Raw genomic sequence first — 15,574 nt, forward strand, 5'->3', positions numbered from 1 at the left:
GGTAATCCCCTCGTAACACATTAGAATTTTCAAATATTTCTCATTTGCTGCCACTCATTTCCTTGCCCTGAAGCCGGGATTTCCCCTCAAATCCCAGGAAATCTACCCCTCTCACTCACGGTTTTTCTCATAGATTTGTACCAAGTTTTCAAGCATGCAAATTCATTGCATGGCCTTTATAAAATAAAAGTTGTCTGTTTTAAGCAGTGTCAGGGCATGAAAGAAAGCCCAGAGAACGCCGAAGCATTCTCTGGGCTTTGGGGAGCGATGTTTGATTACACAGACTCGTGGAAGGTCCGCTTGATGACCTCCAGCTGCTGCTCCCGGCTCAGGCGGTTGAAGTTCACCGCATAGCCGGACACGCGGATGGTGAGGGTGGGGTACTGCTCGGGGTGCTCCATGGCATCCAACAGCACCTGACGGTCCATGACGTTGACGTTCAGGTGGTGGGCGCCCTGGACGAAGTAGCCGTCCAGGATGGACACCAGGTTGGTGATACGCTCCTGGGCGCTCTTGCCCAGGGCGTTGGGCACGATGGAGAAGGTGTTGGACACGCCGTCCTGACACACGCCCCGGTAGGGGATCTTAGCCACGGAGTTGAGGCTGGCCAGAGCGCCGTTCTCGTCCCGGCCATGCATGGGGTTGGCGCCGGGGGCGAAGGGCTCGCCGGCCTTGCGGCCGTCGGGGGTGGAGCCGGTCTTCTTGCCGTACATCACGTTGCTGGTGATGGTGAGGGCGGAGAGGGTGTGGATGGCGCCCCGGTACAGGGGGTGCTTCTTGAGCTCGGCGGAGAAGTAGGCGGCGATCTCCACGGCGATGTCGTCCACCCGGTCGTCGTCGTTGCCGTACTTGGGGAAGTCGCCCTCCACCTCAAAGTCCACGGCGATGCCGTCCTCGTTGCGGATGGGACGCACCTTGGCAAACTTGATGGCGGACAGAGAGTCGGCGGCAATGGACAGACCCGCCACGCCGAAGGCGGCCAGGCGCTCCACCAGGGTGTCGTGGAGGGCCATCTGGCTGGCCTCGTAGGCGTACTTGTCGTGCATGTAGTGGATGATGTTGATGGTGTCCACATACAGCTCAGCCACGTAGGACAGTACCTTTTTATAATTGGTGAGCACCTTGGAGTAGTCCAGCACCTCGTCCTCGTCCCGGATGATGCCGGGCACCACGTGGAGGCCCTTCTTCTCGTCCACACCGCCGTTGATGGCGTACAGCAGGCTCTTGGCCAGGTTGGCCCGGGCGCCGAAGAACTGCATCTGCTTGCCCACGGCCATGGCGGACACACAGCAGGAGATGCAGTAGTCGTCCCCGTACAGGGGGCGCATCACGTCGTCGTTCTCGTACTGGATGGAGTCGGTGGCGATGCTCATCTTGGCGCAGTAGTCCTTCCAGGCCTGGGGCAGGTTCTGGCTCCACAGCACGGTGAGGTTGGGCTCGGGAGCGGTGCCCAGGTTGGTGAGGGTGTGGAGGTAGCGGAAGCTGTTCTTGGTCACCAGGGTGCGGCCGTCAATGCCCATGCCGCCCAGGGACTCGGTGATCCAGGTGGGATCGCCGCCAAACAGCTCGTTGTACTCGGGGGTACGCAAGTGACGCACCAGGCGCAGCTTGATGATGAACTGGTCAATGAGCTCCTGGGCCCCCTGCTCGTCCAGCAGACCACGGTCCAGGTCCCGCTGGATGTAGATGTCCAGGAAGGTGGCGGTGCGGCCCAGAGAGGTGGCGGCACCGTTGTTCTCCTTCACGCCCGCCAGATAGGCCAGGTACAGGTTCTGCACGGCCTCATGGGCGTTCTCAGCGGGGCGGGTGACGTCGCAGCCGTAGCGGCTGGCCATGTGGGTGAACTCCTTGAGAGCCCGAATCTGGGTGCTCACTTCCTCCCGCAGGCGGATGCGCTCCTCGGTCATGGGGCCATCCAGCATGTCCAGGTCCTTCTGCTTCTCCTCAATGAGGAAGTCGGTGCCGTACAGGGGCACCCGGCGGTAGTCGCCCACCAGACGGCCACGGCCGTAGGCGTCAGGCAGACCGGTGAGCAGGCCAGCGGTACGGGCCAGACGGGTGCGCTTGGGGTAGGCGTCAAACACGCCCTCGTTGTGGGTCTTGCGGTAGAGGCTGAAGTGGCGCTCAATCTCGGGGTCCAGCTCGTAGCCGTACTCGTGGAGGGCGGACTCGGCCATACGCATACCGCCGTACAGGTTCACGATACGCTTGAGGGGGGCGTCGGTCTGGAGGCCCACAATGACCTCGTTTTCCTGGTCAATGTAGCCGGGCTCGAAGTTGTCGATGCCGGATACCACGTGGGTCTCCACGTCGATGATGCCCTTTTTCAGCTCCTCCACAATGAGGGCGTGGGCCTTCTCCCACACCTTGGCGGTACGGGGGGAGATGGGGGCCAGGAAGCTGTCATCTCCGGTATAGGGGGTGTAGTTCTTCTGAATGAAGTTGCGCACATTCACCAGGTGGCGCCATTCGCCGGTGCGAAAGCCCTCCCAGGCGGTGCAGTTGACATCAATGCTCATGGGAATGTACCTCCTTATCAAATATGGGGAAACGCTCGGTCAAACTTCTCCTGCCACCCGGCCAGAGCGTCCTTGGCCAGGGGCTCCACCCCCTCCAGGGGGTAAGGATATCCCAGGGTGTGGTACTTGTGTACCCCCAGGGTGTGATAGGGCAACAGTTCTACCCGGCGCACATGGCGCAAGGTGGAGACAAAGTCCAAAAGCCCTTGCAAATGCTCATCGCCGTCGGTGAGCCCGGGCACCACCACGTGTCGAATCCACAGGGGCACCTCTTGGGCCTGTAATTGGCTGAGAAACGCTCTCCATTCCCCGGTGTCCCGGCCTGTGACCGCCTGGAACCCCTGGGGGGTGTAGTGCTTGATGTCCAGAAGCACCAGGTCGGTGTGGGACAAAATCCGCTGATAGTCCCCCAGCCCGCACCCGGCGGTGTCCAGACAGGTGTGAATGCCTTCCTTTTGGCATAGCTCCAGGGCCTGGGCCAAAAACTCCGGCTGCAACAGCGGCTCACCGCCGGAAAAGGTGACCCCGCCGGTGGCGCCGTAGTAGGATTTGAACCGGCGCAGCTTGGCCACCAGTTCCTCCGGCGTCATCTCCTTGGCGGCAACGGCGCCACACTCCCAGGTGTCCGGGTTGTGGCAGTACTGGCACCGCAGCCCACACCCCTGGAGAAACACCACGGTGCGAATGCCGGGGCCGTCCACCAGCCCCATGCTCTCCACAGAGTGAATGCGTCCTTTCATTGTGAACTCCCTTCTTTTTCCATTTGTTGGATAAAGAAAAAGACCGACCCACTGGGACCTTTTTCTTGCCCAGACGGTCGGCCGGCTTTCACGATCATACGCCACGTGGTTGATTCCACTTAATACCGCCAGGTGTATGATCACCGTGAGTACAGGCTACTATATCTTGTGTCGTTTGTCAAGCTTCATTTTTATTTCCCATTATTTTTCAATTTCTGGACACTTTTTAAGAACTCCGCAAGGAGTTGTATCGAAGTTGTAAATTCTGCACGCCGACCCCCTGGAGCCGTTGCCATTTCCCCTGTGGCATACTATAATGTGCCATAACAACGACAAGGAGATATGCCACATGGCAAAACGGTACAAGAAAAAAACTGCCCGCTCCGGTCTGGAGACCGTGGTCAATCTGCTGGCCCTGCTGTTGTTTGCCGTTCTCGGCATCGGCTTTGTGGCCGCTCTCTTCTTCACCCACATGCTCACCCCCCTGCTGTTGGCCCTGATTGCGGCGGCGGTGGTGGTGGCCGTAGTGGTGGTGTTTGCTCTGCGGTTCAGCCGCGGCCCCGCCAAGCGCACGGCGGGTTCCGTGCTGTCCGTGGTGTTCTGTCTGGTGTTCGCCGTGGGCATTGTCTATGCCCGGGTGGGCCTGGACACTCTGGACCGGGTCACCAACCCGGAGGCCCAGACCCTGGCCATGTCCGTGTATGTGCGGGGAGATGATACCCGCAGCATGGACGAGCTGCTCCAGCACCCATTTGGCATGCTCAGCGCCGACCAGACGGACACCCAGGCGGCGGTGAAACAGCTGGACGCCAAGTACAGCGTCACCCTCACCCCCCAGGGCTATCCCGAGGCAACCAAACTGGTGGACGCCCTCAACAACAAGGAAATCGACGCCATTTTGGTCAACCAGAGCCACATGACCGTGCTGGACGACCTGGAGGAGTACAAGGACGTGATGCAGAGTCTGCGCATGGTGGACACCATTCAGGTGCCCCTCCAGGCCAGCGCCGCTCCCCAGCCCACCACCGCTCCCGCCATCCCCCTGGACCAGCCCTTTACGGTATATATCAGCGGCAGCGACTCCCGAAGCAGCGATATCTCCACCTCGGGCAACAGCGATGTGAACATCATCGCCACCATCAACCCCAAAACCCACCAGGTGCTGCTGGTGTCCACTCCCCGGGACTACTTCATTCCCCTGTCCTTCTCAGGCGGAGTCCCGGACAAGCTCACCCACGCCGGGGGCCGGGGCATTGAGGAGAGTATCAAAACTCTGGAAATGCTCTACGACATAGAGCTGGACTACTATTTCAAAGTAAACTTCGCCGGATTTGAGGGCATCATTGACGCCCTGGGCGGCATTGACGTGTACTCGGACTACGACTTCGAGTCCTATATCTCCGACTACACCTATGAAAAGGGCGTCAACCACATGGACGGCGAGAAGGCCCTGTACTTCGTCCGGGAGCGGTACAACCTCCCCAAGGGCGACTATCAGCGGGGCATCCACCAGATGCGGATGATCGAGGCTGTGGCGGACAAGGTCCTCTCCCCCGCCATTCTCACCCAGTACCTCCCCTTCATGGACGCCGTGGGCAACTGCTTCCGCACCAGCATTCCCTCTGACTTCATCACCGATATGGTGCAAAACCAGCTGCAAACCGGCGGGGACTGGAACATCGTCAGCTACTACGTCTCCGGCTCCTTCAGCAAGGAGTACACCTACAGTTATCCTGACTGGCATCTGGATGTCATTGTCCCTGATATGACCACCGTGGAAACCGCCAAGCAGCTCATGGAGCAGGTGCGCAACGGAGAAATCGTCACCTCCCCCCAGTCATAATCAATCTCACAGACGGCCCGGCGCTTGAAGCGCCGGGCCGTCTGTAATTTCCCACAAAAATCGAAAACAGGTGGAAATTCCCGGATACTTCCATTGCCATTTTCCTTCTTTTGTACTATAATGTCGGAAGTTATCCGCTGCGGCAGGGTCGCCGCACACATCACCCTGACGCCCGCCCCTCTGGAAGCGGTGTCAAAGGAAGGAACATATTATGGGAAAATATCCAAACAAGAAGTCTGGACGCCTTGGTTTTGACTTTTTTCTCAACAAACTCGCCCTGATTGCCTTTACCATATTAGGCGGATATTTTGTCTACACCGCCATCTCCACCCAGATGCTGGACGCTTTGCGCATCGGGCTGCTGTGCGCAGTGGTAGCCGTTCCCGTGATCGTGGTGTGGTGGCTGAGTCTGACCCGTTCCAAGCCGGTGCGGCTGGCCATCGGCTCGGTGCTGGCCATGATCTTCTGCCTGATCTTCGCCGTGGGCATTCGCTACATCAACATCGGCATGGACACCCTGAACAACATCACCGCCGAAGAAGATGAGACCTCTCTGATGACCGTCTATGTCCGCTCCGACGATGACCGGAACATGGAGGACCTGCTGGACGAGACCTTCGGCACCCTGTCCATGACGGAGGCCAACACCAAGGCCGCCATCCAGCAGCTGGACCAGGAATACAAGACCACCCTTTCCACCAAAGCCTACGCCAGCGCCACCGAGCTGGTGGACGCCCTGGCTGAGGGCGAGGTGGATGCCATTCTCACCGACCAGGGCCACATGAGTGTGCTGGAGGACCTGGAGGGCTATGAGGACGCCATGGGCGGGCTGCGGGAAGTCAAGTCCTTCCACGTGGTGGTGGAGACGGAGAACAACAACGACAAGACCTCCATCTCCAAGGCGGACTCTGTGTTCTCCGTGTACATCAGCGGCAGCGACTCCCGGGACAGCAACATCATGGCCACCGGCCGCAGCGACGTGAACATCATCGCCACCGTCAATACCGAGACCCGCCAGGTGCTGCTGCTCAACACCCCCCGCGACTTCTATATTCCCCTGGCCCGCAGCAGCTCCTACGACTACCCCGACAAGCTCACCCACGCCGGACTCTACGGTGTGGACGAGAGCAAGGACACCCTGGCCCAGTACTACGGCATCGACATCGACTACTACTTCCGGGTAAACTTCACCGGATTTGAGACCATCATCGACGCTCTGGGCGGCATTGAGGTGGATTCCGAGCACGACTTCTACTCCACCATCGCTCCCACCACCATCCACTACACCCAGGGCATCAACAAGCTGGACGGCTACGAAGCTCTGTACTACGTCCGCGAGCGCTACGCCTTTGTCAACGGCGACTATCAGCGCGGCATCAACCAGATGCAGGTCATCCAGGCCGTGGCTGGGAAGGCCATGTCCCCCGCCATGCTCACCAACTTCACTTCCCTGATGGATGCAGTGGATGACTGCTTCAAGACCTCCATCCCCACCGACCTCATCACCGCTCTGGTGCGGGATCAGCTGGCCAACGGCGGCGACTGGAACATCGTCACCTACTACGTCTCCGGCACTGGTTCCAGCGAGTACACCTACTCCATCCCCAGCCAGAAGGCCTACGTCACCATCCCCGATGAGTCCACCGTGGAGATGGCCAAGGACCTGATGCAGCAGGTGCGGGACGGCAAGATCATTGAGGACCCCAACGCAGCGACCTCTGACGCCCCTTCCTATTAACAAATACCGATTTAGGCCAGGTGTGCATGCACCTGGCCTTTCTCTTAGGAGGAATTGACATGGCAACTATCATCTATGTGGACACCCTGGACCACCCGGGGCTGGACGCCTTCGCCCGCCTCACCGAGGCCCAGCTGAGAAACCGAAAGGAGCCGGAAAAGGGCATCTTTATCGCCGAGAGCCCCAAGGTCATTGAGCGGGCGTTGAATGGGGGCTATGAGCCCCTCTCCTTTCTCATGGAGGAAAAGCACATCACCGGACAGGCCCAGCCCCTTCTGGAGCGGTGCTCCGGGGTGCCGGTGTACACCGGGCCCTCGGACCTGTTGGCCCAGCTCACCGGATTTCCCCTCACCCGAGGGGTGCTGTGCGCCATGCGCCGCCCCCTCCTCCCCTCGGTGGAGCAGCTGTGCCGCAACGCCCACCGGGTGGCGGTGCTGGAGGGCATTGCAGACCCCACCAACGTGGGGGCCATTTTCCGCTCGGCGGCTGCCATGCACATGGATGCGGTGCTGGTCACCCCCAACTGCTGTGACCCCCTGTACCGCCGCTCGGTGCGGGTGAGCATGGGCACAGTATTTCAGATTCCCTGGACCCGCATCCCCCAGTGGCCGGAGGGCGGACTGGAGCAGCTCCACACCCTGGGCTTTCGCACCGTCGCCCTGGCCCTCACCCCCGACGCCCACTCCATTGAAGACCCCAGTCTGCACCAAGCCGACAAGCTGGCCCTTCTGCTGGGCACGGAGGGGGACGGCCTGGCCCGGACCACCATCGACGGGTGCGATGAGGCCGTGTGCATCCCCATGTCCCACGACGTGGACTCCCTCAACGTGGCCGCCGCCTCTGCGGTCGCTTTCTGGGAACTGCGCTACCGCCAGCCCCCTTTATCCGATATGTAAAATTCCACACAGTTTCAGAGGTTTTTTTGTTACATTCTTGACAACCACGCAGGACGGATTTATAATTTTCATCAAGACCTGATGTGGTGGGCCTGTACGTTTTGCCGAAACTCACAAAGTGCGCCACAGGATTTTCCATATGTTAGAGACATCTGGTTGAAATTCCTGTGGGCAGTTTCTGGGAATTTTCGGAGACGTGCGGGCCTTTTTTGCATCTTACAGCCATCATTCTGCGGCAGCCCAGCTGCCAAGTCCGGGAGGTCATTATGAGTTATACCATTCCCATCGGCCCCTACCATCCCGCTCTGGAGGAGCCCATTCACGCCCGTCTCACCGTGGACGGCGAGCGCATCACCGACGCCGAGGTCTTCGTGGGCTACAACCACCGGGGCATTGAGCGGCTGGCCCAGGAGCGCAACTTTATCCAGACCCTGGTGCTGGTGGAGCGGGTATGCGGCATCTGTTCCCACTCCCACTCCCTGACCTACGCGCTGTGCATTGAGCACATCGCCGGAATGGAAGTGCCCAAGCGGGGCCAATACATCCGGGTCATCATCGAGGAGCTGGAGCGCATCCACTCCCACCTTCTGTGGCTGGGCATCGCCTGCCACATTGTGGGCCACGACTCCCTGTTCATGCAGTGCTGGAACGACCGGGAGGGCACCATGGACGTGCTGGAGGCCCTGACAGGCAACCGGGTCAACTACGGCATGAACATCATCGGCGGCGCCCGCCGGGACTTCACCGACGACCAGCGCCGGGACCTGATGGCCGCCATGGACGACCTGGAACAGCGCATGGGCCCCATCACCCACTGGCTCACCCACGACAAGACCCTGGCCATGCGCACCAAGGGTGTAGGCATCCTCACCCGAGAGGACGCCATCCGTCTGGGCGCGGTGGGCCCCCACGCCCGGGCCTCCGGGGTGGACATGGACGTGCGCCGGGACGCCCCCTACTCCTCTTACGAGGACTTCGACTTCACCGTCCCCGTCCAGGAGTCCGGAGACGTGTACGCCCGGGTGGTCATCCGGGTGCTGGAGATCTACGAGAGCATCAAGATCATCCGCCAGGCGGTGGACAACCTGCCTGAGGGCCCCATTAACCTGGGCAATCGCATCCCCAAGGTGCCCGCCGGCGAGTTCGTCGCCCGCCATGAGGCACCCCGGGGCCATCTGGTATACAAGGTGGTCACCGACGGCGGCCTCAATAACCACCGGGTGAGCCTCCATGTGCCCACCTTCAAAAATGCCCCCACGGTGCCGGTGATGCTGCGGGGGAACACCGTGGCAGACGCAGGCCTCATCGTGGCCTCCATCGACCCCTGCTTCTCCTGCCTGGACCGTTAAACTGCCATGCATGAGCTAGCCATCACCCAGAGCATTCTGGACATTGCCGAACAAGTGGCCCAAGAACACGGGGCCACAAAGGTGAAAACGGTACACATCAAGCTGGGAGAGTATTCCGGCGTGGTTCCCCAGTGTGTCCAGGATTACTTCGACGTCATCAGCCAGGGCACCATCGCCCAGGGGGCAGTGCTGGACATCCAGCGCCTTCCGGTGGTCATCCACTGTCTGGACTGCAATCAGGATAGTCCTATCGACCGCCGCCATGTCCGCTGCCCCCAGTGCGGGTCCACCCACCTAAAGCTGATTCAAGGCCGGGAATTCTATATTGAGAGTTTGGAGGTTGACTGATGGAAATCAAAGTTATGCACCAGGTCATGGCCTGGAACGAGGACGTCAGCGACGCCGTGAAGGCAAAGCTGGCCCAACATCAGGTGTGCCTGGTCAACGTCATGGGCTCCCCCGGTGCGGGCAAGACCAGCACCATTGTAGCCCTGATCAATGCCCTGCGGGAGAAATACCGCATTGGCGTCATCGAAGGGGACATCGCCGGACAAATTGACGCCGACGCCATCCACGCCATGGGCATTCCCGTCACCCAGATTGACACCGACGGGGCCTGCCACATTGAGGCCATGAGCATTGAGAAGATGCTCCCCGAGTTCGACCTGGACAGCTTGGACGTCATCTTCGTGGAGAACATCGGCAACCTGGTGTGCCCCGCCGAGTTCAACATCGGCGAGAGCTTCCGGGTGGCCCTCCTCTCCGTCCCCGAGGGGGACGACAAGGTGGAGAAATACCCCCTGATGTTCGCCACCACCCAGGCGCTGGTGATGAACAAGTACGACTTGAAGGACTATTTCGACTTCGACGACCAGCGGGTGGAACGCTCCGCCCGGGAGCAGAACCCGGAGGTGGCGGTGTTCCGCCTGTCCAACCGGGACGGCTCCGGCCTCAAGGAACTGGTGGACTGGCTGAGCCAGAAAATCGATGCTCAAATCGGGAGGTGTCCGTCATGAAGGGCTTCCGCTTTACCGCCTGGCTGTCCACCGCCATCGTGTGCTTCCTCTTCTGGATGCTCCTCACCTGGTCCTTTGCCCCCCGGGAACTCATCCTGGGCGGCATCGTGTCGGTGATTGTGGCGGCCTTCGCCTGCCGCTTCTTCATCCACTCTTCCGCCTTCTACCTCTACAACCCGGTACGGCTCATTCTGCTGGTGTTCTACTGTGTCATCATCTTCTTCTGGGAGATCATCAAGGCCAACGTGAGCATGGCCAAGCTGGTTTTGAGCCCCAAGCTCAGCTACAAGCCGGGCATTCTGCGCATTCCCGGCTCCCCCAACCTGACAAGTGACTACGGCATCGCCATGGTGTCCAACTGCATCACCCTCACCCCAGGCACCATCACCATGGAGACCGCCCAGGACGAGGAGGGGCGCAACTACTACTACGTCCACTGGATCGACGTGGCGGAGACCGACCGGGACAAGGCCGGGGACGCCATCAAGGGAACCATGGAACGCTGGATCGGGAGGATTTGGAAATGACAGTCTTTTTAATTGGCGCCATCGTGTGCATCATCCTGGACCTGCTCCTGCTCTACCGGGTATTCCGAGGCCCCACGGCCGCCGACCGCATCTGCGCCATGGACGCCTTGGACCTGGTCACCGCTCTGGCCCTGGTGCTCTACTCCCTGCACACCGGGCGCACCATCTATCTGGACATCGCCCTGGTGGTGGCCCTGCTGGGCTTTGTCAGCACCGTGTTTGTGGGCCGCTATCTGGAAAGGAGGCTGTGAGGTATGGATACGGTAGATATTGTGGTGGCTGTCCTCATGGCCATTGGCCTGTTCTTCGCCTTCATCGGCACTCTGGGCATCCTGCGCATGCCGGACGTGTTCGGGCGGCTCCAGGCCTCCACCTGCATCTCCACCATGGGCACCATCTTCGTCATCCTGGCCAGCATCGTGTATGTGGTGGCCAACGGCATGAGCGGCTCGGTGGTGGTGAAGCTGGTATTCATCCTGCTGTTTGTGCTGGGTACCAACCCGGTGTCCAACCACGCTCTGTGCAAGGGCGCTTACCGCTCGGTGAAGCCCAACCCGGAGCCGATCATCGATGACTATAAGGAGGATGATCCCCAATGAATGGTACCTTGGTTTTTGTCCTGAACACCCTGGTGCTCTGCGGCATTGTGGCCTCCGCCATCGTGGCGGTGAACGCCAAAAAGGTCATCGACTCGGTGATTGCCCTGGCGGCCACCGGCTCCTTTGTGGCCCTGGAGTTTGTGCTCTTGCAGGCCCCGGACGTGGCCATCGCAGAGGCCAGCGTGGGGGCGGTGCTGTCCACCATTCTCTACATCATCGCCCTGCGCAAGGTGTACGGCAGAAAGGGGGAGCAGCAATGAGTGGCACGAAAAAAGTGGTCTTGGCTCTGACCCTTGTGGTGCTCCTGGCCTGCGGCGTGTGGGCCGGGTGGCGCATGGCAGGCAGTCCTCCCACCTATGACGGCACCAACACCGACTTGGTGGGACTGTACGAAGACCCCAGCTCCTATGACAACTCCGACGCTGACGGCGCCGCCGCCATTATGGTCAACGAGAACCTGGAAAAGACCGCCGCCGACAACGTGGTCTTCTCCGTGGTCTTTAACTTCCGTGGTTACGATACCATGGGTGAGAGCTTCATTCTCATCGCCGCCATCGCAGGCTCCCTGGTGATTCTGCGCAAGGCTGCCCATTCTGTGAAAAAGGAGGACCAGGGCCATGAAGACCTATAAAAAGACCCATGCCATCTCCCGGTGCGCCTCCGATTTGTTCCTTCCCCTGGCCTGCGTCTTCGGCTGCTACGTGGTGCTCCACGGCAGCACCAGCCCCGGCGGCGGCTTCCAGGGCGGCGTACTGGTGGCCAGCGCCATTTTGCTGGTGTACCTGGGGTACGGCGGCTGGGGCGTCAAGCACTCCTTCAACGAGCACATGCTCCACTCCAGTGAGACGGTGGCGGAGATCATGTACGTGGTCATCGCCCTGGTGGGTGTGTTCACGGGCCTGAACTTCTGCGTCAACTTCGTCTTTGCCGGGCAACAGGTGGACACCAGCATCCTGATGAACGATGCGGTGGGCTACCACGTGATGGCGGGCATCACCTGCCTCCTGATCATGATGCTCAGCGTGCTGGAGGACGACAAACACGAGTCTCCCGAGGAAAAGGAGGAGGATGCGGCATGATATTCACCAATTACCTGGTCTGCTTCTTTCTCATCGCCCTGGGCATCTACTGTATGGTGACGAAAAAGAACCTCTTCAAGATCTGCGTGGGCATGGGCCTGGTGGACTACGGCGTCAACCTGCTCATCGTCTCCGTGGGCTTCCATGACGGCGGCACCGCTCCCATCTTCAACATCTCGGAGCTCACCCGCGACACCTTCTTTGTGGACCCCATTCCCCAGGCCCTCACCCTCACCTCCATCGTCATCGGCGCGTGTACCACCGCCATGACCCTGAGTCTCATCATCATGCTCTACAAACAGTACGGCACTTTGGAGTCGGACCAGATTAGGAGGTTACGAGGATGACATTCGATTTTTCTAACTTCATCAACAACTTCCCCATCCTGGCCATCATGTCCCTGTTTTTGGGAGCCTTTATCTCCTCCCTGGTGGGACGGCGCAACGCCAAGGTGCGCAACACTGTGGTGTTTCTGGCCATGTTGGTCTCCCTGGTGCTCATCCTCGCCCTCATCAAGCCGGTGCTGCTGGGGGGCCAGGTCATCAACTACTGGCTGGGCAACTGGGAACCGGTGGAGGGCTGGGCCATCGGCAACAGCCTGGAAGTGGACGCTCTGAGCCTGTTCTTCGCCCTCATTGTGGTGGTGGCCGTGTTCGTCTCCGGTGTCTATTCCTTCTTCTACATGAGCCACGACGACTCCCTGGTCAACTACTACACCCTCTTTTTGATGCTGTCCGGCTCCGTGCTGGGCCTGGTGCTGTCCGGGGACCTCTTCAACATGTTCGTCATGATCGAGATCATGACCTTCACCGCTGTGGCCCTCACCGCCTTCCGCAACCACTACGAGGGTGCTCTGGAGGGCGCCTTCAAGTACCTGGTGGTGGGCTCTCTGGGCTCCACCTCGGTGCTCATTGGCATCGCCCTCCTCTACTCCCAGCTTCACACCCTGAACCTGGCACAGATTGCCTCTCTGCTGCCCACGGCCTCCTCCCCGGTGATTCTCATCGCTTTCGCCTTCCTCTTTGTGGGCTTTGGCTCCAAGGCCTTCCTGTTCCCCTTCCACCCCCTGGCGGCCGATGCCCACGCCGTGGCCCCCGCCTCCATCTCTCTGATGATCTCGGGCGTTCTGACCAAGTGCGGCGTGTACGGCATCATCCGCCTGTGCTACTGCCTGTACCAGAACATGGATCAGCCCTTCGTGCAGTACTTTGTCACCGGGGTGGGTGTCATCTCCATGTTCGTGTGCGTCACCATGGCCTTCAACCAGCACAACTTTAAGCGGCTGCTGGCCTTCCACTCCATCTCCCAGGTAGGGTACGTGATCACCGTCATCGGCCTGGGCTCCGCTCTTGGCATGTCCGCTGGCCTGTTCCACGCCATGAACCACACCATCTTCAAGGGCCTTTTGTTCCTCACCGCCGGTGCGGTCCAACACGCCACCGGCAGCCTGGACCTGGACGAGCTGGGCGGCCTGTCCAAGAAGATGCCCGGCACCTGCGCCCTCTTCCTCATTGGCGCGGCCTCCATCAGCGGCCTGCCCCCCTTCAACGGCTTTGCCTCCAAGTGGATGATCTATCAGGCCACCTTCCAGAAGGCGGGAGAGACGGGCAACTTCTTCTTCGTGGTGGTATGCGTGGCCGCCCTGATCACCAGCGTGCTCACCCTGGCCTCCTTCATCAAGGTGGCTCAGAGCGTGTTCTTCGGCCAGCTCAACCCCAAGTTTGCACATACCCGTGAAGTCTCCCTGGGTATGCGCATTCCCATGTGGATTCTGGCCGCCCTGTGCATCCTGCCCGGTCTGTTCCCCGACCAGGTGCAGCAGTGGCTGCTCACCCCCGCCACCCAGGCCGCTACCAATGCCTCCGGGTACATTGATGCCGCCATGGGCACCGGGTACGCCGCCGCCCACGGGGTGGAATCTTCCCTGGTCTCCGGCTTCTCCCTGTCCGGGGCCTGGCAGCCGGTGATGTGGCTGCTGCTGCTCATCTCCGTGACCCTGGCCGTGTGCATCGTGGCCCTGCTGGGCGGGGACGAGAAGGCCACCGTCACCTCCCAGATCGCCGCCGACACGGATACGGACCCCAAGTACGACTCCTTCTTCTCCGGTGAGGCCAGCGTGTACTCCCAGGTGGGAGGCAGCGACCTGTTCTGGGGCTTCAAGCACAACTGGAGACACTACTTCTCCTTCATGCACAACTGGCACAGCGGTGTGGTCAACGACTACACCCTGTACGGCGCCGCCGCCATGGCTGTGGCTCTGGTGCTGTGCGTCATCTTTCTGTAAAGGGGGTACCTGACATGACAAATCTTCTCTGGACGATCTTCCATGTGCTGGTATTCCCCGGCCTGCTGTTCTGTGTGGTGGTGGGGGTCCTGCTGGCGGGCCTGGACCGCAAGCTGGTGGCCCGGATGCAAAACCGGGTGGGCCCGCCCCTGCTCCAGCCCTGGTACGATTTTCTCAAGTGCTGCGGCAAGGAGACCATCATCCCCCGCCACGCCCGCAAGGGACTGTTCCTGGCCGCCCCGGTGCTGGGCTTTGCCGCCCTGATCACCGTGGCCCTGTTCGTCCCCGTGTTCTCCTACTCCGTGTACTCCACCTCCGCGGACCTGGTGGTCATCCTCTACCTCCTGACAGTAGTGGGCGTGTCCATGATCGTGGGCGCTGCCGCCTCCGGCTCCCCCTTCGCCGGGGTGGGCCTGAGCCGGGAAATGGTGGCCATGATCTCCTACGAGCTGCCCTTCGTGCTGGTGATGCTGGCCGTGGGCCGCATGGCGGGTGAGGGTTCCCCGCTGGGGGTCACCTTCTCCCTCCAGGCCATTGTGGACTGGCAGGCCGTCAACGGCAACATGCTCTTCCACTGGAGCATGATTCCCGCCGCCCTGGCCATGCTCTTCGTCATTCCCTGCGAGATCGGCATGCACCCCTTTGACATCGCCGAGGCGGAAACCGAGATCTGCGAGGGCACCCTGGCCGAGTACAGCGGCCCCCCCGCCGGACTGTTCCGGCTCACCCACTGCGTGAAAATGTACGTCATGTGCGCCCTCTTCTGCGTGCTGTTCCTGGGCGGCATCTCCACCGGGTACGCCGCTCTGGACGCCCTGGTGATGGTGGCCCTCAGCGTGGTGCTCACCTTTGTGACCATGAGCGTGCCCCACGCCGTGTGCGCCCGGTTCAAGGTGGAGCAAGTGTTCCAATTCTACTGGACGGTGGTGGCCGGTCTGGCCCTCATCAGTCTCATTCTGGTCTGGCTGGGCCTGTAAGGAGGGA

Annotated in this window: 17 protein-coding genes and 1 riboswitch; of the genes, 15 read left to right on the plus strand and 2 right to left on the minus strand. The window is 60.6% G+C overall.

Annotated features, from left to right (window positions below; all coding sequences use genetic code 11):
* Nucleotides 1-275: 275 nt before the first annotated feature.
* Nucleotides 276-2,519, minus strand: a complete 2,244-nt coding sequence (pflB, locus tag B5F22_RS03570) for a formate C-acetyltransferase (RefSeq protein ID WP_087390969.1) — start codon at nucleotides 2,517-2,519, stop codon at nucleotides 276-278.
* Between the two features lie 17 nt (nucleotides 2,520-2,536).
* Nucleotides 2,537-3,259, minus strand: a complete 723-nt coding sequence (pflA, locus tag B5F22_RS03575; RefSeq protein WP_087390972.1) for a pyruvate formate-lyase-activating protein — start codon at nucleotides 3,257-3,259, stop codon at nucleotides 2,537-2,539.
* 60 nt (nucleotides 3,260-3,319) lie between these two features.
* Nucleotides 3,320-3,405: riboswitch (ZMP/ZTP riboswitch) on the minus strand.
* Nucleotides 3,406-3,608: 203 nt separating this feature from the next.
* Between pflA and B5F22_RS03580 the strand changes: the two genes are divergently transcribed.
* The 15 genes from B5F22_RS03580 (at nucleotide 3,609) to B5F22_RS03650 (ending at nucleotide 15,567) form a co-directional block, all read left to right on the plus strand.
* On the plus strand, nucleotides 3,609-5,102 hold the full coding sequence (locus tag B5F22_RS03580) for an LCP family protein (RefSeq protein WP_158096605.1): 1,494 nt from the start codon (nucleotides 3,609-3,611) through the stop codon (nucleotides 5,100-5,102).
* A 211-nt stretch (nucleotides 5,103-5,313) separates the two neighbouring features.
* Entirely contained in the window at nucleotides 5,314-6,840 is a 1,527-nt protein-coding gene (locus tag B5F22_RS03585) for an LCP family protein (RefSeq protein ID WP_087390978.1), read from the plus strand.
* A 59-nt stretch (nucleotides 6,841-6,899) separates the two neighbouring features.
* Nucleotides 6,900-7,736, plus strand: coding sequence for an RNA methyltransferase (locus tag B5F22_RS03590; RefSeq protein WP_087390981.1), 837 nt, complete (start codon nucleotides 6,900-6,902; stop codon nucleotides 7,734-7,736).
* A gap of 266 nt (nucleotides 7,737-8,002) precedes the next feature.
* A complete protein-coding gene (locus tag B5F22_RS03595) occupies nucleotides 8,003-9,085 on the plus strand; it encodes a nickel-dependent hydrogenase large subunit (RefSeq protein WP_087390984.1) in 1,083 nt (360 codons plus the stop codon).
* Nucleotides 9,086-9,091: 6 nt separating this feature from the next.
* The gene (hypA, locus tag B5F22_RS03600; protein WP_087231383.1) at nucleotides 9,092-9,433 is read left to right on the plus strand and encodes a hydrogenase maturation nickel metallochaperone HypA; all 342 of its coding nucleotides are present in this window, start codon (nucleotides 9,092-9,094) and stop codon (nucleotides 9,431-9,433) included.
* A complete protein-coding gene (gene hypB / locus B5F22_RS03605) occupies nucleotides 9,433-10,101 on the plus strand; it encodes a hydrogenase nickel incorporation protein HypB (RefSeq protein ID WP_087390987.1) in 669 nt (222 codons plus the stop codon). The genes hypA and hypB overlap by 1 nt, the downstream gene beginning before the upstream one ends.
* Complete coding sequence (locus tag B5F22_RS03610) at nucleotides 10,098-10,628, plus strand: Na+/H+ antiporter subunit E (RefSeq protein ID WP_087390990.1); 531 nt, start codon at nucleotides 10,098-10,100, stop codon at nucleotides 10,626-10,628. The genes hypB and B5F22_RS03610 overlap by 4 nt, the downstream gene beginning before the upstream one ends.
* Nucleotides 10,625-10,879 carry a monovalent cation/H+ antiporter complex subunit F gene (locus tag B5F22_RS03615; RefSeq protein ID WP_087231374.1) on the plus strand — a complete coding sequence of 85 codons (255 nt, stop codon included), beginning with the start codon at nucleotides 10,625-10,627 and terminating at the stop codon, nucleotides 10,877-10,879. Before B5F22_RS03610 ends, B5F22_RS03615 begins: the two co-directional genes overlap by 4 nt.
* Nucleotides 10,880-10,882: 3 nt before the next feature.
* Nucleotides 10,883-11,227 carry a monovalent cation/H(+) antiporter subunit G gene (gene mnhG, locus B5F22_RS03620; RefSeq protein WP_087390993.1) on the plus strand — a complete coding sequence of 115 codons (345 nt, stop codon included), beginning with the start codon at nucleotides 10,883-10,885 and terminating at the stop codon, nucleotides 11,225-11,227.
* A complete protein-coding gene (locus B5F22_RS03625; protein ID WP_087231368.1) occupies nucleotides 11,224-11,487 on the plus strand; it encodes a hydrogenase subunit MbhD domain-containing protein in 264 nt (87 codons plus the stop codon). Before mnhG ends, B5F22_RS03625 begins: the two co-directional genes overlap by 4 nt.
* Complete coding sequence (locus tag B5F22_RS03630; protein WP_087390996.1) at nucleotides 11,484-11,858, plus strand: hypothetical protein; 375 nt, start codon at nucleotides 11,484-11,486, stop codon at nucleotides 11,856-11,858. Before B5F22_RS03625 ends, B5F22_RS03630 begins: the two co-directional genes overlap by 4 nt.
* On the plus strand, nucleotides 11,845-12,306 hold the full coding sequence (locus B5F22_RS03635) for an MnhB domain-containing protein (protein WP_087231362.1): 462 nt from the start codon (nucleotides 11,845-11,847) through the stop codon (nucleotides 12,304-12,306). Before B5F22_RS03630 ends, B5F22_RS03635 begins: the two co-directional genes overlap by 14 nt.
* Nucleotides 12,303-12,653: an NADH-quinone oxidoreductase subunit K gene (locus B5F22_RS03640; protein WP_087231360.1), complete on the plus strand. Its 351-nt coding sequence runs from the start codon at nucleotides 12,303-12,305 to the stop codon at nucleotides 12,651-12,653. Before B5F22_RS03635 ends, B5F22_RS03640 begins: the two co-directional genes overlap by 4 nt.
* A complete protein-coding gene (locus tag B5F22_RS03645) occupies nucleotides 12,650-14,590 on the plus strand; it encodes a proton-conducting transporter membrane subunit (protein WP_087390999.1) in 1,941 nt (646 codons plus the stop codon). The genes B5F22_RS03640 and B5F22_RS03645 overlap by 4 nt, the downstream gene beginning before the upstream one ends.
* Nucleotides 14,591-14,604: 14 nt before the next feature.
* Nucleotides 14,605-15,567, plus strand: coding sequence for a complex I subunit 1 family protein (locus tag B5F22_RS03650; protein ID WP_087391002.1), 963 nt, complete (start codon nucleotides 14,605-14,607; stop codon nucleotides 15,565-15,567).
* Nucleotides 15,568-15,574: the final 7 nt, after the last annotated feature.

It is taken from the genome of Pseudoflavonifractor sp. An187 (assembly GCF_002160275.1).
Classification (GTDB): domain Bacteria; phylum Bacillota; class Clostridia; order Oscillospirales; family Oscillospiraceae; genus Enterenecus; species Enterenecus faecium.